The organism is Streptomyces sp. NPDC041124 (assembly GCF_055592385.1).
This window is the reverse complement of the sequence record NZ_JBVIYR010000005.1, coordinates 447,867-464,321: the sequence shown is the minus strand read 5'-3', so window position 1 is coordinate 464,321 and position 16,455 is coordinate 447,867. Positions and strand designations below refer to the sequence as shown.

19 protein-coding genes are annotated in these 16,455 nt (G+C 71.2%); 9 read left to right on the top strand and 10 right to left on the bottom strand.

Features of this window, described 5'->3' with window-relative positions; all coding sequences use genetic code 11:
- Positions 1–2 precede the first annotated feature (2 nt).
- Entirely contained in the window at positions 3–980 is a 978-nt protein-coding gene (locus tag ACZ6A9_RS17015) for a helix-turn-helix domain-containing protein (protein WP_468985580.1), read from the top strand.
- A gap of 163 nt (positions 981–1,143) precedes the next feature.
- On the opposite strand, the gene ACZ6A9_RS17010 is transcribed toward ACZ6A9_RS17015, so the two are convergent.
- Complete coding sequence (locus ACZ6A9_RS17010) at positions 1,144–1,959, bottom strand: SGNH/GDSL hydrolase family protein (RefSeq protein ID WP_468985578.1); 816 nt, start codon at positions 1,957–1,959, stop codon at positions 1,144–1,146.
- On the bottom strand, positions 1,946–2,515 hold the full coding sequence (locus ACZ6A9_RS17005; RefSeq protein WP_468985575.1) for a PadR family transcriptional regulator: 570 nt from the start codon (positions 2,513–2,515) through the stop codon (positions 1,946–1,948). The genes ACZ6A9_RS17010 and ACZ6A9_RS17005 overlap by 14 nt, the downstream gene beginning before the upstream one ends.
- Before the next feature lie 277 nt (positions 2,516–2,792).
- Here ACZ6A9_RS17005 and ACZ6A9_RS17000 point away from each other — a divergent pair, with 277 nt between their 5' ends.
- Positions 2,793–3,320: a DUF488 domain-containing protein gene (locus tag ACZ6A9_RS17000; protein WP_468985573.1), complete on the top strand. Its 528-nt coding sequence runs from the start codon at positions 2,793–2,795 to the stop codon at positions 3,318–3,320.
- A gap of 156 nt (positions 3,321–3,476) precedes the next feature.
- On the opposite strand, the gene ACZ6A9_RS16995 is transcribed toward ACZ6A9_RS17000, so the two are convergent.
- The 4 genes from ACZ6A9_RS16995 to ACZ6A9_RS16980 all read right to left on the bottom strand — a co-directional run bounded on the left by ACZ6A9_RS16995 (position 3,477) and on the right by ACZ6A9_RS16980 (position 5,728).
- Complete coding sequence (locus ACZ6A9_RS16995) at positions 3,477–4,190, bottom strand: S1 family peptidase (RefSeq protein ID WP_468985570.1); 714 nt, start codon at positions 4,188–4,190, stop codon at positions 3,477–3,479.
- 212 nt (positions 4,191–4,402) lie between these two features.
- Entirely contained in the window at positions 4,403–4,786 is a 384-nt protein-coding gene (gene gvpJ, locus ACZ6A9_RS16990; RefSeq protein ID WP_468985567.1) for a gas vesicle protein GvpJ, read from the bottom strand.
- A 178-nt stretch (positions 4,787–4,964) separates the two neighbouring features.
- Positions 4,965–5,234 carry a hypothetical protein gene (locus tag ACZ6A9_RS16985; protein ID WP_468985565.1) on the bottom strand — a complete coding sequence of 90 codons (270 nt, stop codon included), beginning with the start codon at positions 5,232–5,234 and terminating at the stop codon, positions 4,965–4,967.
- Positions 5,235–5,368: 134 nt separating this feature from the next.
- Entirely contained in the window at positions 5,369–5,728 is a 360-nt protein-coding gene (locus tag ACZ6A9_RS16980; protein ID WP_468985563.1) for a helix-turn-helix transcriptional regulator, read from the bottom strand.
- 216 nt (positions 5,729–5,944) lie between these two features.
- Here ACZ6A9_RS16980 and ACZ6A9_RS16975 point away from each other — a divergent pair, with 216 nt between their 5' ends.
- Entirely contained in the window at positions 5,945–6,397 is a 453-nt protein-coding gene (locus ACZ6A9_RS16975; RefSeq protein ID WP_468985559.1) for an STAS domain-containing protein, read from the top strand.
- 94 nt (positions 6,398–6,491) lie between these two features.
- Here the strand turns inward: ACZ6A9_RS16975 and ACZ6A9_RS16970 are convergent, their stop codons facing one another.
- Positions 6,492–7,667, bottom strand: a complete 1,176-nt coding sequence (locus tag ACZ6A9_RS16970) for a PP2C family protein-serine/threonine phosphatase (RefSeq protein WP_468985556.1) — start codon at positions 7,665–7,667, stop codon at positions 6,492–6,494.
- Positions 7,668–7,878: 211 nt separating this feature from the next.
- Between ACZ6A9_RS16970 and nadE the strand changes: the two genes are divergently transcribed.
- The 3 genes from nadE to ACZ6A9_RS16955 all read left to right on the top strand — a co-directional run bounded on the left by nadE (position 7,879) and on the right by ACZ6A9_RS16955 (position 11,262).
- Positions 7,879–8,709: an ammonia-dependent NAD(+) synthetase gene (nadE, locus tag ACZ6A9_RS16965; protein WP_468985553.1), complete on the top strand. Its 831-nt coding sequence runs from the start codon at positions 7,879–7,881 to the stop codon at positions 8,707–8,709.
- A 448-nt stretch (positions 8,710–9,157) separates the two neighbouring features.
- Positions 9,158–9,592 carry a VOC family protein gene (locus tag ACZ6A9_RS16960; protein ID WP_468985551.1) on the top strand — a complete coding sequence of 145 codons (435 nt, stop codon included), beginning with the start codon at positions 9,158–9,160 and terminating at the stop codon, positions 9,590–9,592.
- A 158-nt stretch (positions 9,593–9,750) separates the two neighbouring features.
- Positions 9,751–11,262 (top strand): MFS transporter, encoded by a 1,512-nt coding sequence (locus ACZ6A9_RS16955; RefSeq protein ID WP_468985549.1) that lies wholly within the window; start codon positions 9,751–9,753, stop codon positions 11,260–11,262.
- Between the two features lie 61 nt (positions 11,263–11,323).
- Here the strand turns inward: ACZ6A9_RS16955 and ACZ6A9_RS16950 are convergent, their stop codons facing one another.
- The 3 genes from ACZ6A9_RS16950 to ACZ6A9_RS16940 are packed head-to-tail and all read right to left on the bottom strand — an operon-like array spanning position 11,324 to position 13,072.
- The gene (locus tag ACZ6A9_RS16950) at positions 11,324–11,716 is read right to left on the bottom strand and encodes a VOC family protein (RefSeq protein ID WP_468985547.1); all 393 of its coding nucleotides are present in this window, start codon (positions 11,714–11,716) and stop codon (positions 11,324–11,326) included.
- Positions 11,713–12,015, bottom strand: a complete 303-nt coding sequence (locus ACZ6A9_RS16945) for an ArsR/SmtB family transcription factor (protein ID WP_468985545.1) — start codon at positions 12,013–12,015, stop codon at positions 11,713–11,715. The genes ACZ6A9_RS16950 and ACZ6A9_RS16945 overlap by 4 nt, the downstream gene beginning before the upstream one ends.
- Positions 12,016–12,046: 31 nt before the next feature.
- Positions 12,047–13,072: an amidohydrolase family protein gene (locus ACZ6A9_RS16940; RefSeq protein ID WP_468985542.1), complete on the bottom strand. Its 1,026-nt coding sequence runs from the start codon at positions 13,070–13,072 to the stop codon at positions 12,047–12,049.
- A 316-nt stretch (positions 13,073–13,388) separates the two neighbouring features.
- On the opposite strand from ACZ6A9_RS16940, the gene ACZ6A9_RS16935 reads away from it, so the two are divergent.
- The 3 genes from ACZ6A9_RS16935 (at position 13,389) to ACZ6A9_RS16925 (ending at position 16,452) form a co-directional block, all read left to right on the top strand.
- On the top strand, positions 13,389–13,820 hold the full coding sequence (locus ACZ6A9_RS16935) for a nuclear transport factor 2 family protein (RefSeq protein WP_468985539.1): 432 nt from the start codon (positions 13,389–13,391) through the stop codon (positions 13,818–13,820).
- 65 nt (positions 13,821–13,885) lie between these two features.
- Entirely contained in the window at positions 13,886–15,430 is a 1,545-nt protein-coding gene (locus tag ACZ6A9_RS16930; protein ID WP_468985776.1) for a fused MFS/spermidine synthase, read from the top strand.
- A gap of 155 nt (positions 15,431–15,585) precedes the next feature.
- Positions 15,586–16,452 (top strand): alpha/beta fold hydrolase, encoded by an 867-nt coding sequence (locus ACZ6A9_RS16925; protein ID WP_468985537.1) that lies wholly within the window; start codon positions 15,586–15,588, stop codon positions 16,450–16,452.
- Positions 16,453–16,455: the final 3 nt, after the last annotated feature.

The window sequence follows — 16,455 nt, the reverse complement described above, 5'->3', positions numbered from 1 at the left end:
ACATGGACACTGTCGCGCTGGCCGTCACCGACGGGATGCTGCATTTCGAACTGGCTCTGGCCTACGAGGTGTTCGGGTCGCTTCCGGACGGCGTGGCAGGCCCGTGGTACCGCCTGGTCGTCTGCGCGCCCGGCCCGGTGCGGGCCGAGCGGTTCCTGCTCGAGCCCGACCGCGGACTCGACTGGCTCCCCCAGGCCGACACCGTGATCGTCCCCGGCTGGGCCGACATCGACCAGGCCCCGCCCGCCGACCTGGTCGACGCGGTGCGCGCGGCCCACGAGGCGGGCGCCCGCCTGGTGTCCCTGTGCACGGGCGCCTTCGTGCTGGCCTCAGCCGGCCTGCTGGACGGGCTGCGTGCGACCACGCACTGGGCGCACACACGGGCCCTGGCCGACCGCCATCCGAAGGTCGAGGTGGACCCGGACGTCCTCTACGTGGACAACGGCAGCGTGCTCACCTCCGCCGGCAAGGCCGCCGCCATGGACCTGTGCCTGCACCTCATCCGCCTCGACCGGGGCTCGGCCACCGCCAACGCGGTCGCCCGCCGGCTGGTCGTGCCGCCGCACCGGGACGGTGGCCAGGCCCAGTTCATCACCGCCCCGGTGCCCGTCACGGAACGGCATCCCCTCGTCGAGCTGCTCCCCTGGGTGCTCGAACGGCTCGACCAGCCGCTGACGGTGGAGGACCTGGCCCGCCGGGCGCGGATGAGCTCGCGCCACCTGGCACGGCACTTCAGGGCCGCGACCGGTACCACTCCGTTGCAGTGGCTGCTCGTCCAACGCATACGACGCGCCCAGGAGTTGCTGGAGACCACCGACGAGAGCGTCGACGCTGTCGCGGCGGCCACCGGGATGGGCACGGCAACTACACTGCGCCGGCACTTCAACCGCGCGGTCGGGCTGCCCCCGCAGACCTACCGCCGCACGTTCCGCACGCGGAGCCGCCCCGAGGCGGGCGAGCAGCGGCAACAGGTCATCTGAACGGGACTCGGAGTACGGGACCACCTGGGGAACCCCCGGTCGGGTCGGGTGCCGGTCGGCTCGCTCCGCACACGTCCGACATCACACGTGCGGTGTGCCGGGGCGCCGGCTCCATGATCCCGGGCACGGCACCCTCCCCCGCAGGCGTCCGCTCCCGTCGCGGTCAGTGGGCGTCGGCCTTCGACGGGGGGCTGCCGTCCGTCCGTACGGGGAGGAGGGCGGGGCGCTTGGCGGTGCGCCCGTCCCCCGACGACCGGCCTGTCAGGCGCCGGACGAGCCAGGGCCCCAGGAAGCCCGTGGCCCAGCGGAGTTCGGTCGTGGCGAGGTGCCAGCCTGTGAGGGAGGGGGCCGGCGGCAGGGGTCGGGTCCAGGTGTCGTCGCTGCCGGGCAGGCGCAGGGCATGGGCGAGGGCGGCGGCGATGCGCTCGTGGCCGAGTGGGCCTGCGTGGAGGCGGTCGGAGGACCACAGGCGGACGTCACCGGCCACGGGGTGGAGGGCGGTATCGGCGACGGTGACCCCGTGGCAGCGGGCGGCCTGGCGGATCCGCTCGTTCAGTGCCGTCACGCGCGGGACCAGGGGGCGTGCGAGCGGGCTGATGCGTGCGGGGTCCGGGATCGTGATCGTGGCCACGTGGACACCCCGTGCGGTGAGTGCCGCGAACATGGCCTCCAGATGGCCGGCGACCTCGTCCGCGTCGAACCGGGGTCGCAGCAGGTCGTTGACGCCGGCGACCACAGTGGCCAGGTCGGGGCGCAGAGCAAGAGCGGGCGCCAGCTGTTCGGCGTGGATCTGTCCGGCGAGGCGGCCCCTGACGGCCAGGTTGGCGTACTGGAGGGATGGCTCGTACCGTGCGAGCTGCTCAGCGAGGCGGTCGGCGAAGCCACGCACGCCGGTGATGTCGTCGCCGTCGCCCAGGCCCTCGGTCTGGCTGTCCCCCAGGGCGACGTACCGCACGTACACGGCGTCAGTATGGGGCATGGCTCTGCCGCCTCTCTTCGAGGACGGCGATCGTGCGCACGCACCAGTCGTGGTTCTCCTGCTCGAAGGCCACGCCGCGCAGGCAGGTCAGGTAGGGGCCGATCCGGTCGCCGTGGCGGAGGAACTCGTCCTCCGTACGGTCGCCGCGCAGGCGGCGCAGCAGTGACCCGAAGAGGTCGATCTTGGCCTGGGCGACCTGGGCACGCTCGGTGAGCCGGGCGACGAGGGCGGCGGTGTCGACACGCTCGGCGGCTTGGACCTTGACCAGCAGGTCGTCCCGGATGAAGGCCGGTTTCGCGGCGGCGGCGGTGAAGGTCTCCAGCTCCGCGAGGCCGGCGTCGGTCACGTGGAACAACCGCTTGTTCGGCCGGCTCTCCTGCACCACCTCGCGGCCGGCGACCAGCCCTTCTTTCTCCAGCCGGGTCAGTTCGGCATAGAGCTGCTGCGGCTGGGCGTACCAGAAGTTGGCCACACCCACGTCGAAGGCCTTGGCCAGCTGATAGCCGCTGAGCTCACCGTCCAGCAGCGCCGCCAGCACGGCGTGCCGTAGTGCCATGGGATTGCCTCCTCGATGCCTCTCTCCCTGTCGGCACCCCATCGTACTCATGAAAATGACTAATCACATCGATGACCACGCACCGGGCAGGTGCCGGTTTCCGGAGCCGCACCAGGCAGGAGGCATGCGGTCACGGGCCCGGGCCCTCCTGCGGCGGTTGGAGGTAGCGACCGGGGATACCCGGCACGACGAGACGGGCGGCGGCAAGCCCGTCGACACGGCCCACGCACGACGTGCACTACGGGATTTCGACGGCGTAACGTTCCGAGGCAGCGCAATGACCGACCGCGTTTTCACGATCGGACACTCGACACGCACTTTCGACGAGGTACTCGGCCTGCTGCGAGCCAACAGGGTCACCTGCCTGGTCGACGTCCGGTCGTTCCCCTCCTCCAGGAAACACCCGCAGTGGAACCAGCCGGCCGTCGTCGACGCCCTGCCGGCCGACATCGGGTACCGCTGGATCCGTGAACTGGGAGGGCGCCGTCACACGCCCAAGGGAACTCCGAGTGTCAACGGCGCATGGCAGGTCAAAGCGTTCCGTGACTACGCCGACTACATGAGCACCGACGAGTTCGCCGGGGGTCTGGCCGAACTCCGTGAACTGGCTCGGCACGAACGGCCCGCGATCATGTGCAGCGAGGCGGTGCCGTGGCGGTGCCATCGGCGACTGATCACGGACGCGCTGCTCGTCTCCGGCGTGGAGGTCGTGCACATCATGTCGGGCGCGTCGGCGAAGCCTGCGGTCCTGACTCCCCACGCGCAGGTCCGCGACGGCTCCCTGACCTATCCCCCATCCCCCTGAGACGTGCCGGATCACCGGTGGGCCGTCCGGCGGGGCCGTCAGGTCATCGTCCGCTCGTGCCGCGTGAGGGCGATGCTGACCAAGCTCGCCCGTACCGCCGTGCGCGAGCACGTCACACGACTGCGAGTCGGGCTCCTTCCGAGGTGCCCGGGCTTCTCAGTAGACGCTCAGTCCGTACGCCGCGAGCCACTTGGTCACCGGCTGGTAGTAGGTGTGGCCCCCCGAGCCGCAGTTCCCGCCGCTCCCGACGATGATGCCCAGAGCCGTGCTCCCGGCGAAGGCCGGACCGCCGGCGTCTCCGGGCTCGGAACAGATGGTGGACCGGAAGAGTCCGTACACGGCTCCCCCGCCGTAGTTGACCGTGAGGTTCACGGCCTGGACGGTCCCGCAGCGGTGTCCGGAGATCCGGCCGACGTGGCAGATCGACTGCCCGACGACGGGGTTCGCCGCGCCGGTGATGTCGCGGACCCCGGCACCCGAACCCAGTGAGACCTCGCCCGGGTAGGCGACCGCCGTGTTGGTGTACCGGATGCTCGCGTAGTCGTTGCCCGGGAAGCTCACTCCCACGGTGACGCCGACCGGGACGGTCAGGGCGGCGTCGGCGTACCAGGTGTGGACGCCCTGGGCGCACCGGCCCGGGAGGAGCGCGTACGGCACGGAGCCCGAGCGGGCGTTGAAGCCCACGGTGCAGCGGATGCCGCTGCTGTAGAGGGTGTCACCCCCGCGCACTGCGACGGCCGCCTGCCGGCCCGCTCGCTCCGCCGCGTGAGAAGTCGGCGCGAAGGCGGCGGACCAGCCGAGCAGCAGGGCCAGTACGACGACGGCCCGGACGGCGATCCACGGGAGCGTCTCGGAACGCAGGGGACTCACGGCGGCCTCCTCTGAGCATGCCCCTGCCATTGTGGGCGTACGTGGCGGACTCGGTCAGAGCGGAAAAACGCCAACTTCCGCACCGCGTCGATGTCGGGCACGGGAGATCACTCCCGTGCGGGCCTCCGCCCCTCGAGCGCCAGGCACCGGGGGCAGCACGACCGAGGTGGTCGCGCCGCCCCCGGGTGCGGGCTGCTCCGGGTCGACAGCCCTCAGCCGCTGCGTGCCCCGCGCTTGTGCCGCGTCTCGTCCCGGGCCTGCTGAAAGGCGTCCGATATCGTCTGCGCGGCCCCGGACAGCACACCCTTGGTCATGCCGCGCGCCCCGGACTCCTGGAGCCGCGAGGGGAGTTCGGTCAGTCCGGCCGGCTTGCGCGGTCCGGCCTCCAGATCAAGACGGTTGCACGCCTCCGCGAAACGCAGATACGTGTCGACGCTGGCCACCACGATCCGGACATCGATCTTGAGTATCTCGATACCGACCAGAGACACCCGCACGAAGGCGTCGATCACGAGCCCCCGATCGAGGATCAGTTCCAGCACGTCGTACAGGCCGCTGGAGCCTCCCCCTCCTCCTTGTCGCGCGACCACCGTCATGCGCTGACCCCTTCCTCAACTCGCGTGTTCCCGGAAGAGGCTCAGACTCCCGCCCACCGTCGACGCAGCGCCACTTCGCGTGAACAACCGCCCTGTCCTACGGCTCCGTCTATCCCGTAGTCGAGCCGTCATGCCCCGGGGGTGGCCGGGGAAGGCCACGCGCCGCTCCGCCGGCCCCCTATCGGTCCGACCGGAGGCTGCGGCGTCGAATTCCCACCGTCCGGGCGATCAGAGCGACAGCCAGCAGTGTGCAGGCCACCCCGCTGTACGCCCAGCCGGTCACGCCGCGCGCCAGGCCCACGACGCTCCACACCGCCCACAGCGCCAGCACCACGCACAGCGCGAGCGAGGCGATGTCGACGACGCGTGCGCGCAACGCGGCGCGCTGCCGCGTGCCGGGTTCGAGATCACCGAGCTGTTCACCACGATGCGTCTGACGCACTTCCATGGTCCGTCTCCCCTCGGGCTCCGCCCAGTCGGTCGTTGAGGACCTATCGACTACCCCTGGTCGGGCAGACCAAGCGATCGGGATCCCGAGGGAGTTGGGCTCACGACGGCGATGGGCCGCCCCGCGGCCGGCGTTCAGTCCTCGCGCGCCCCGTGCTCCTGTGGGCGCCGGCCGCCGAGCTCCCTGGCACGGTCGGTCTCATCCTTCACGAGCCAGGACAGCAGCGATGCCACCGTCAGTCCGGCTTCCGCGGGATGACGCAGCACTCTGCCTGGTTCGATCCGGTACGTATTGGTTCGGCCTTCGCGGGTGTGGGACAGGTAGCCGTCCCGCTCCAGGTCGGCGATGATCTTCTGGACCGCTCGTTCGGTGAGCCGGCAATGCGCGGCGATCTCCCGGATGCGGGCACTCTGATTGTCGGCGATGACGGCCAGCACACGGGCGTGGTTGGTCAGGAACGTCCATCCGGTGTGTGACTCGGGCACTCCATCCATACTCCGACTTTACCGACCCGTTGTTCATGTAATCAAAAGCACGTATTACATTTCATGTATCAGTCGGCGTAGGGCGCGGGGAGGCGATCTGCGATGGAGACGGACCGTCACGTGGAGTCGAGGATGACTCGGCCAGGGCCGGCGCCCTCCGCGCGGCCGTCCGTGCCGCCGCGCCCGGCCACGGTCGATGTCACGCCGGACGGGGACCGGGTGCGCATGTCGGTACGCGGTGAACTGGACTTCGGAGCGCAGCACATCCGGTACGAGCTCCAGGAGGCGCTGCGCGGGTCGGCCAAGGGAATCGATCTGGACCTGAGCGCGGTTGCCTTCTGCGACTGCTCCGGGCTGAACCTCCTGCTCGACGCGCGGAAGAGGGCTCTGAGTCAGGGCAAGACCCTCGCCATATGCGCGAACAGCCCTGCGGTCGAACGCCTGCTCGCTCTGATCGGGGCTCACGAGCTGTTCGTGTGTTCCCCCAGGAACGCCTCCGTCACGGGGACCACCGGGAATGGGGGCAGGCGTCCGCAGGACGAGGAGCGCCTCCCGCACCGCGAGGTCGCACCGCCGCGGCAGGCGGCGCGAAGCCGGCGGAGGACCCCCGATGCCGAGTCGAACGCGGGACGACCGGTCGCCGTCATGCCTGAGCCGGTACCCGCGGGGTCGAGCTGATCGGCGCCCCGGGCGCCGGCGACTCGGGGCGCCGGCGACTCGGCGGTCCTCCCCCGGCGCGTCCGCGCCGCTGCACGCACGAGCCGCATGCCTGTCAGCGCTCATCCGGTCTTCGCTTTGCACCGTGCCAATCGAGTATCACCACCGTGGCGTCATCCCTGAGATGACCGTGACAGGCCTCGAGCACCGCGGCGGTCAGGCTCCGAACCGCTTCCCGCGGGTGCAGCGAGCGGCTGCCACGGACGAGTTCGGCCAGGTCGACGGCTGCGGCACCGCGTTCCTGCATTCCGTCGGTGAGCAGGACCAGACGGTCTCCCGGCCGTAGTTGCATCTCCTGCAGACGGTAGGGGGTCGGCGCCGCCACCCCGAACGGCAGGTTGACGGAGAGCGTGACCTCCTCGACGGTGCCGTCACGCAGCAGCAGGGGACGGGGATGGCCGGCGTTGACCAGCTCGCACAGCCCCGTCCCCAGGTCGATACAGAACAACTGGCCGGTGGCCAGGCCACGGCTGTGGCGCAGCAGGGCCTGGTGCGCGTGCTCGGCCTGCAGCAGGGCGTCGCATCCGCTGCGGCGTGCCCGTCGCAGTGCGCCGATCAGCAGGGTGGCCAGCAGGGCCGAGTTGGTGTCGTGGCCCATGGCGTCCGTGACGGACAGGTGCAGGGTGTCCCGGTCGAGGGTGTAGTCGTAGGTGTCACCGCCGATGTCGTCCGCCGGGACCAGCCCGGCGGCGAGGGTGAACTGGGCTGCCTCGCAGCAGGGTGCCGAGGGGAGCAGCTGGTGCTGGATCTCCGCGGCCAGGCTGGTCTCGGTGGTGCGCCGGCCCAGGTGGTAGAGGTCGGTGAAGCGGCGGTCCGTGACGATGATGTAGGCCAGCGCGTGGGCAGCGTCGCGGACCTGCCGCAGGACGGTGTCGTCGGCGGACTGGAGGGTCACCTCCAGCACCCCGATGCAGTCGCCCCGGTTGGTGACCGGCGTGATGACGCGCCATCCCCCCTGGCCGTCCGGCTCGACGAGCTGGCGCTGGCTCTGCAGTACACGGTCGTAGACACTGCCCTGCAGAGCGATCGGCTCGTCGGAGTCCGCGACTTCAGCGCCGGGCGCGGTCAAACGGACCAGCCGCTGACCGACGAGGTCGACGAACAGGAACGACACGCGCGCCGCACCGAACCGCTTCTGCAGATCGTGTGCCACCACGTCGACGGACTCGCCGGGCGGTGCCGCCTCCGCAGCGGCGAGCAACTCGCCCAGTTCCACATCTCCACCCTTCACCGCAACCTCCCGTCAGGTGCCGCATCTTTTTCCCCGAGATCGGGCGGCATCACCTGACCTGCCCGTCTTACCTGGTCGGAGCCGTGGACCAAGCCGCCGCGCGGAGGTCCCGTCGCCTCGGGCGGCGACACGGGTGCTGGGGATTCGCCGGGCGGCTCCCGGGTAAGCGAGTCTGGTCAGCACGTCGGGAGCGGAACGAGGAGCAGCGGACGTGAACGAGTCGGCGGTCATCGCCCTACAGCAGGAGATCGCCCGGGACCTGGGTGTCGACGAGGTCTTCGATGCCGAACAGGAGATCGAGCGCCGGGTGGCCTTCCTCACCGAGCGGCTCACTTCCACCGGTCTGCGCGCCCTGGTGCTCGGCATCAGCGGTGGTGTGGACTCCACTGTGGCGGGCCGGTTGTGCCAGCTCGCCGTGGAACGGGCGCGCGCCGGCGGACACGAGGCACGCTTCTATGCCATGCGTCTGCCCTACGGCGTCCAGGCGGACGAGCACGACGCCCAGCTCGCCCTGTCCTTCATCCGGCCCGACCACGTACTGACCGTGGACATCAAGCCCGCCTGCGACGCCGCCCTGGAGGCCACGCTGGCCGCCGGGGTGAACTTCCGAGACGCCCGCCACCAGGATTTCGTGCACGGCAACATCAAGGCACGCCAGCGCATGATCGCCCAGTACGCGGTGGCCGGCGCGCACGACGGGCTGGTGGTCGGCACGGACCAGGCGGCCGAGGCGGTCACCGGCTTCTTCACCAAATTCGGTGACGGCGCCGCCGACCTGGTTCCGCTGGCCGGCCTGACCAAACGCCGGGTACGAGCCCTCGGGGACGCTCTCGGCGCACCAGGTGGCCTGGTGTGGAAGATCCCCACCGCCGATCTGGAGAGCCTCGACGAGGGCAAGGCCGACGAGGACGCGCTCGGCGTCAGCTACGACGCCATCGACGACTTCCTCGAGGGAAAGCCCGTGGATCAGCAGGCCTTCGACACCATCGTCCGCCGTTACCGCCTCACCGACCACAAGCGCCGGCTGCCCAGCGGCCCCTGAGGCCGAGGGGCATCCGGCGGGCGGCGTGCGGCCCCGCGGGAGGCCGGCCGGAGCCGGAACCGGCTCCGATCACGTGGTCCCCGCCATGGAGGGAACGGGGCTCGCGGTGGAGCGTCGGGCAGGCCTTGCACCTGCATTTCCCCGCGGGAAGCGGGACGTCTTTCCTTAGACGACCAACGCACGGGCGACGAGACCGCCGCAGCGGCCCGCGCCTTCCGGGACCACTATGCCGTCACGGCACCCGTCGCGCACACCGGGGGCGCCACCCGGGGCACAGTCAGGTGGGGAACGCCGAGGTCTCGGCCGCACACGGGTCAGCCGTGCCGGGCGCCCCTGCGGCCTCGTGGAGCGCCCCCGCGCCGCGCAGGCGGCGGGAGGCAGGTACCACGCCAACACGCGGGACCGCAGGGGGACATGGGACCCGGCGCTTGCCTGCTATGGTGCGCCGATGTCAGCGATCAAGCAGTTTCAGGTCACCTTCGACTGTGCGGAACCCGAGCGTGTCGCTCGCTTCTGGTGCGAGGTGCTGGGGTACGTCGTACCGCCCCCGCCGGAGGGGTTCGCCTCGTGGGGCGACTTCGATCGTTCGCTGCCGCCGGAGCTGCGGGGTGCGACGTTCGCCTGCGGCGATCCCTCGGGGGTGGGCCCGCGCCTGTTCTTCCAGCGCGTCCCCGAAGGGAAGGCCGTCAAGAACCGGGTGCACCTCGACGTGCGCGTGGGCACCGGACTGGTGAGTGCGGAGCGCCTCGCCGCACTCGAGGCGGAAAGCGAGCGCCTGGTCGCGCTCGGCGCGGTACAGGAGCGAGTCCTGCTCGCCGACGAGTACAACGAGTCCTGCATCGTGATGCGGGACGTCGAGGGCAACGAGTTCTGTCTCGACTGAGCGTCCTGCGCGCCGTCCTCGAACGGGCCCGTCGGTTGTCCCATGGTACGGGGGCGGCGGTCACGTCCCGAGGATGACCCGTTTGCAGGCGGGAGGGTGTGCTCGCGCCCCGGCCGGGGAACCTGTCCGCCCGGGCCGGGCCTGCGAGAGGACTCCATGTGACCACGTCAGAGGCGGGCGACCGGGAGCCCGGCGCCCTCGGGGACGACTACCGGCCCGACCCGCGCCGGTGGCGGGCCCTGTGGGTCACCCTGGTGGCCGGATTCATGAGCCTGCTGGACGTCACGATCGTGGCGGTCGCCCTGCCGACCATCCAGAACGACCTGCACGCCTCCCCCGCCCAGGTGCAGTGGGTGGTGTCCGGCTACTCCCTCACGTTCGCCCTCGCCCTCGTCACCGCCGGCCGGCTGGGCGACGCCCTGGACCGGCGCCGCATCTTCCTGCTCGCCCTCTGCGGTTTCGTGGTCTTCAGCGCGGCCTGCGGGGCCGCGCCCGACATCGCGCTCCTGGTCGTGGCCCGCCTCGCCCAGGGCCTGGCGGCAGGCTTCATGGCGCCCCAGAACTCCGCACTCATCCAGCAGCTGTTCCGTGGGGCGGAACGCGGCCGCGCCTTCGGCTACTTCGGAGCCACCGTCGGCATCTCCTCCGCCTCCGGCCCCGTCATCGGCGGCACGATCCTCGCGCTGGCCGGCGAGCCGCAGGGGTGGCGCTGGGTCTTCTACGTCAATGTCCCCATCGGGATCCTCGCCGTGCTGCTCGGACGCCGTCTGCTTCCCCGCACCCGGCGGTCCGGCCGGGGACATGTGGAAGGGCCCGGCGTACTGCTCCTCGGCCTCGGCGTCTTCGCGTTCATGTACCCCCTGGTCCAGGCGGAGTCCGGCGGACTGAGCCGCCTGTGGTGGATGTTCCCGGTCGGCGTCACGGTCCTCGCCGTCTTCGTCCGGCGGCAGCGCCGCCTCGTCGCCCGGGATCGGCAGCCGCTGCTGGATCCGCGGCTTTTCACCACGGTGCGCGGCTACGCGGTCGGCGCCGGCGTCGGCACGCTCTACTTCCTCGGTTTCAGCGGCGTCTGGCTCGTCTTCGCGCTCTTCTACCAGCACGGTCTGGACTTCTCGCCCCTCCGGTCGGGCCTCGCCGTCACCCCGTTCGCCCTGGGATCGGCGGGTGCGGCCGTGGTCTCGGGCCGGCTGGTGGACCGGTTCGGCCGCCTGCTCACCGTGTGGGGTCTCGCGGGCGTGATCGTCGGCCTGGGCTCGACCGCTCTGCTGCTGCGCTTCGCGCCGCTGGACATCGCTCCCTGGATCGCCGCCCCCGCCCTGTTCATCGGAGGTATCGGCAGCGGCTTCGTGGTCTCCCCCAACATCACCATGACGTTGCGCGACGTACCGGTGCGGATGGCAGGCGCGGCCGGCGGCGCGCTGCAGACCGGTCAGCGCCTCGGCGCCGCGGTGGGCACCGCGGCGCTGCCGGGCCTCTTCTATCTCGTGCTCGGCAGGACCGACGACTACCCGGTGGCCCTCGCCATCGCGTTGAGCGCCGCCCTCACCATGATGCTGGCGTCGCTGGTCCTGGCCTCGCTCGACTGGTGGCGCGACCGGCGAACGCGCGCTCCGCACCAGAAGTGCCCGGAGGAGGTCGCGAACAACCCGGTGCATGCCCGGCAGAACTGACCGGCCCGGCGAGACGGCCGGACCGGTGGATCCGGGAGGCCCCCCGACGCGCATCCGCCTTCTAGCCCGGCTGCGCGACGATCTGGATCAGATTGCCGCAGGTGTCGTCGAAGACGGCGGTGGTCACGGGCCCCATCTCCAGGGGCTCCTGGGTGAAGCGCACTCCGAGGTCGCGCAGGCGCGCGTACTCGGCCGCGACGTCGTCGACGGCGAACTGGGCGAGCGGGATGCCGTCCGTGACGAGCGCGTCGCGGTAGGCCTTGGCGGCCGGGTGGCCCGCGGGCTCCAGGAGGAGTTCCGTGCCGCCGGGCTGTTCGGGCGACACGACGGTCAGCCAGCGGTCCTTCTCCCCCACCGGGACGTCGTGCTTCTTCGCGAATCCGAGGACCTCGGTGCAGAAGCGGAGGGCCTCCGCCTGGTCGTCGACGAAGACGCTGGTCAGATGAATCCTCATGGTGTGCTCTCCTCGGGACCGGACGGGTCGGGCAGGGGCCACCGCTCGGCGATCTGCCGCAGCGGAGCCGTGTTCGGGTCATGGAACTTGTAGCGGCCCTCCCGTCGCGTCTCGACCAGCCCCGCGGCCTCCAGCACGGCGAGGTGCTGGGAGACCCCCTGGCGGGAGATCGCGAGCTGATGCCTCATGGCCAACCGCGAGCAGATCTCGAACAGGGTCTGTCCGGACTTCTCGACGAGCTCGTCGAGGATGACGCGGCGAGTGGGATCGGCCAACGCTTTGAACAGGTCTTCGGCCACACCCCACTATAGGCAAGCGTTCACTTGCCTATCAAGTCCCCTCGCGGACGGCGCCGAGGGCAGGCAGGAGTCGCCGCGCGTTGCCGCGATAGATGCCGCGACGCTGGTGCTCGGTGAACGCGTGGTCGGCCTCGACGGCCGGCACCGTGAACTCGGTGATGATCTCCGCGGAGGCGGCGGGCCAGTCCGTGCCGAAGAGGATCCGGTCGGCGCCGGCCGTCTCCACGAGGGTGCACGCCGGGGCGAGCGGGCCGGCGGTGTCGTAGTAGAAGCGGTGGAGAACGTCCCGCACCCGGCCCGGGTCGAGGGGTGGAGCGCAGTGGTCGCCGAAGGCCTCCAGACGGGTGGCGATCTGCGGGAGGAATCCGCCGGCGTGGGGCAGGACGACCGAGAGCCGCGGGTACCGGTCGAGTGTCCGCGTGCGGATGAGGTTCACCGCCGCGCGCGTGGTGTCCAGCAGGAAGTCGCACATGAAGTTCGGGACCCCGGCGACGGTGGGCACTCCCGGTGGCTTTCCCGGAAGGTCGAGCGGGTGGGTGAAGAGGACGCCGGAACGTTCGTCGACTTCGGCGAGGAAGCGGTCGTACGAGGGGTCGCCCAGGTAGACGCCGTTGTGGTTCGCCTTGACGCTCACTCCGACGGCGCCGAGGCCGTCGTAGGCGCGCTCGAGCGCCCACGTGGTGACGTCCGGGTGGTCCAGGAGGGCCGGGCAGAGGAAGGCGAAACGGCCCGGGTGCCGGTGCGTCAAGCCGGTCAGCGCGTCGAAGAGAACCGACAGGCCTTCCCTGGCCTGCGCCGCGGAACGGTACCGGTCCTGCATGGTGGGGTTGAGGACGGCGGTCGCGATTCCCGTCCGGTCCATGAGAGCGAGTGTGGCGTCCTCGTCCCAGCGCGCCCACCAGAGCAGGTCCGCCTTGCGGACCACCCCCGCGCGCTCTGCCCACTCCACCCATTCCGGGGCGGTGAAGTGATGGTGGACGTCGATCTTCGCCGCTCGTCCGGAGTCGTCCCCCTCTGCGGCCCCGCCGGACCTGCCCCCTCCCCCGGCAGGGGACACCCGGGGAGGCAGTGTGGTGCCGGCTGTGGAGGCCAGGGCCCCACCGGCTATGAGCAGACCACGCCGGCTCAACGGCCGACTCGATTCCGACATTCGCATGTCCCTTCGTGACGCCGGCGCTCCGGCACTCCACCGTGACCCTCCCGGGGGAGTACGGGCCTGTCGGGAGACGCCGCCGAGGGACGAATTGCGCCGGATGGAGCAGAGGGGCACCACCGAGGGGCACGGCGCTTCCCGCACGCCTCTGTTACTCGGCAAGCCAACGTGGTAGTCATTAAAATGACTACTCAGGTTGATGACTATGGAAAGGTGACGCGTGAACACCTCCGACCGTTTCCGCGCAGCCGTCGACGACGGGGACCTCGCGGCCCTGGACGACCTGTTCACCGACGACGTCCGCCTCTACAGCCCCGTCACGTTCACGCCCTTCGAAGGCAAGGACGCGGTGAGGGGACTCTTCGGGGTCCTGCTGCGGACTTTCGAGCACTTCCGCTACATCGGCCACTACACCGGCACCGCGCAGACCAGCACCGACGCCACCACCGCACCGTCCGCGGTGCTGCTCTTCCGCGCCGAGGCGGGCGGCAAGGAGATACACGGCATCGACCTGCTGCACTTCGACGACGACGGCCGGATCAAGGAGTTCACCGTCATGGTGCGGCCCCGGTCCGCCGTCCACGCCCTCGGCGAGGCCGTGCTCGCCGGACTGGTCGCGGACGGGCTGGTCCCGGATCCCGCCCGTCCGTAGTCCGGTTGTCCACCTCGGGAGCCATGAGCCTGTACCTCGCCGAACGGACCGGTCCGCGTGCGAGGATGACGCCCGTGACCGGATCGTCTTCCCCCCGTGTTGCCGAGGGCGCGCCTCGTGACCGCGGCTTGGGTCCCCGTGTGGCCGCCGTGCTCGTGTTCGGGTCCTCGGCCGCGGTCCTGGTCGTCGAGATCGTCGCCCTGCGGTTGTTGGCGCCCTATCTCGGCCTCACCCTCGAGACCAGCACCCTGGTGATCAGCATCGCGCTCACGGCGATCGCCCTCGGCTCCTGGCTGGGCGGGCGGGTGGCGGACCAGGTCAGCCCAACTCGGCTCCTGGGCCCCTCACTCGGCATTTCAGGAGCGGTCGTCGCACTGACCCCCGCCGTGCTCCGCACCATCGCGGAACGGGCGCCGGCGCTGCTCCTGCTGATCGCGGCGCTGACCATCCTGGTGCCGGGCGCGCTGCTGTCCGCGGTGACGCCGATCGCGACCAAGCTACGGCTCACCAGCCTCGCCGAAACCGGCACGGTCGTCGGCAGGCTGTCCGGTGTCGGCACGGTCGGGGCGATCTTCGGCACCGTCTTCACCGGCTTCGTCCTCCTGTCGAGGCTGCCGGTCAGCAGCATCCTGATCGGTCTCGGCACACTGCTGCTGCTCGGCTCGGCGCTCGTGGAGTGGCGTACGCGCGGCTGGAGCGGAACGCCCGCCCTGACCCTCGTGGTGGTCGCCGGCGGCTTCGCCACCACGGTCGCGCCCGGGGGCTGCGACACGGAAACCAGGTACCACTGCGCGCGGGTCGTCGCCGACCCGGACCGGGACGGCGGCCGCGTCCTGGTGCTGGACGGGGTGCGTCATTCCTACGTCGACGTCGAGGACCCGGCCTTCCTGGAATTCGCGTACGTGCGTGCCATCGCGTCGGTGGCCGACTCCGCCTTTCCGGCAGGTGAGCCACTGGCCGCCCACCACCTCGGCGGTGGCGGGCTCACCCTCCCCCGCTACCTCGCGTCGACGCGCCCCGGAACGCGCAGCCTGGTGTCGGAGATCGACGGCGGGGTGGTGCGCATCGACCGGGAACGGCTCGGGCTGGAACCGCAGTCGGGCGTGGACGTGCGCACGGAGGACGGAAGGCTGGGCCTGCGGCGGCTCGACGCCGGCGGCCGCGACCTCGTCGTCGGCGACGCCTTCGGCGGCGTGAGCGTCCCCTGGCACCTCACCACGGTCGAGGCGATGACCGAAGTACGGCGGGTGCTGGACGAGGACGGCCTCTACGTCGCCAACCTCATCGACCACGGCGATCTCGCCTTCGCACGCGCCGAAGCGGCCACGCTGAGCACTGTCTTCGAGCACGTCGCGCTCCTCGGCGAGCCCACCGACATCGGGCTCGCCCCCGCCTCCGGCGCCAGGGGAGGAAACCTGGTGGTGGTGGCCTCCGACCGGGCGATCGACCTCCGCGCGGTCCAGGAAGCGCTGGACGCCCGGGACACCGGCTGGCGCATCGCCGACGGCGACGCCCTGACGTCGTGGATCGGCGACGCCCCCCTGCTCACCGACGACTACGCACCCGTCGACCAGCTCCTGCAGCCCTACGGCCCCCGGAACGGGCGGTGACGGAAGGGACGCCGTCCGTGCGTCCCGCTCACCTCCGCATCACCGCCCCGGCACACACCACGCGGCGGGCGCCGTCGTTTCGGTGCGGTGGCTCCCGGGCAGATTTCCGGCAGCCGGGTCCCCGCCCAGGGGTTCCGGGGAGGGGGAGCGCTGCGGTGCCCGACCATGTGCGGACGGCGGACGGACGGCGATTACGGGTCGATGTATCGGGAGATCCACACGGGCGCCCGGTCTTCCTCCTGCACGGCATGCCGGGCAGCCGGGTGGGGCCCAGACCCCGGTCGATGTTCCTCTACCAGCGCGGTGCCCGCCTCATCAGCTACGACCGGCCCGGCTACGGCGGTTCGGACCGGCGGCCAAGCCGCCGGGTCGCGGACGTCGTCCAGGACGTGGCCGTCGTCGCCGACTCCCTGGAGCTGGAGAGGTTCGCGGTGGCCGGCCGCTCCGGTGGCGCCCCGCACGCCCTGGCCTGTGCGGCGCTGCTGCCCGACCGGGTGACGAGGGCCGCCGCGCTGGTCGGTCTCGCACCGCAGAACGCGCAGGGTCTGAACTGGTTCGAAGGCATGGCCCCGTCCAACGTCTCCGAGTTCCGTACGGCCGTGGCCGATCCGGAACGGTTCGCGGCCGGGATCATCCCGCGCTCCGCACGGATCCGCGACAACCCCGCCCGGCTGCTGGAGGAACTGCGCGACGACCTCACCGCCGACGACCGTCTGATCGTCTCCGACAACACGGTCCGCTCCATGCTGATGCGCAACTACCGTGAGGCGCTGCGCACGTCGCCCTACGGCTGGATCGACGACGCGCTGGCCATCACCGGGCCGTGGGGATTCGACCCCTCCTCGATCCGGGTGCCCGTGCTGCTGTGGCACGGTGCGCAGGACGTCTTCTCACCGGCCTCGCACTCGGCCTGGCTCGCCGACCGCATCCCGCGCGCCACAGCCGTGCTGGAAACAGGCGCGGCCCACTTCGCCGCCCTGCGCGCGCTGCCCGAGGTGCTGACCTGGCTGCTCGCCGACTGAGCG

Coding starts and splice junctions, on each gene's coding strand:
- ACZ6A9_RS17015 (WP_468985580.1), top strand. CDS start 3: ATGGACACTGTCGCGCTGGCCGTCACCGACGGGATGCTGCATTTCGAA.
- ACZ6A9_RS17010 (WP_468985578.1), bottom strand. CDS start 1,959: ATGCCCCATACTGACGCCGTGTACGTGCGGTACGTCGCCCTGGGGGAC.
- ACZ6A9_RS17005 (WP_468985575.1), bottom strand. CDS start 2,515: ATGGCACTACGGCACGCCGTGCTGGCGGCGCTGCTGGACGGTGAGCTC.
- ACZ6A9_RS16980 (WP_468985563.1), bottom strand. CDS start 5,728: ATGGATGGAGTGCCCGAGTCACACACCGGATGGACGTTCCTGACCAAC.
- ACZ6A9_RS16930 (WP_468985776.1), top strand. CDS start 13,886: ATGACGCCCGTGACCGGATCGTCTTCCCCCCGTGTTGCCGAGGGCGCG.
- gvpJ (WP_468985567.1), bottom strand. CDS start 4,786: ATGACGGTGGTCGCGCGACAAGGAGGAGGGGGAGGCTCCAGCGGCCTG.
- ACZ6A9_RS16985 (WP_468985565.1), bottom strand. CDS start 5,234: ATGGAAGTGCGTCAGACGCATCGTGGTGAACAGCTCGGTGATCTCGAA.
- ACZ6A9_RS16960 (WP_468985551.1), top strand. CDS start 9,158: ATGTCAGCGATCAAGCAGTTTCAGGTCACCTTCGACTGTGCGGAACCC.
- ACZ6A9_RS17000 (WP_468985573.1), top strand. CDS start 2,793: ATGACCGACCGCGTTTTCACGATCGGACACTCGACACGCACTTTCGAC.
- ACZ6A9_RS16950 (WP_468985547.1), bottom strand. CDS start 11,716: ATGAGGATTCATCTGACCAGCGTCTTCGTCGACGACCAGGCGGAGGCC.
- ACZ6A9_RS16975 (WP_468985559.1), top strand. CDS start 5,945: ATGTCGGTACGCGGTGAACTGGACTTCGGAGCGCAGCACATCCGGTAC.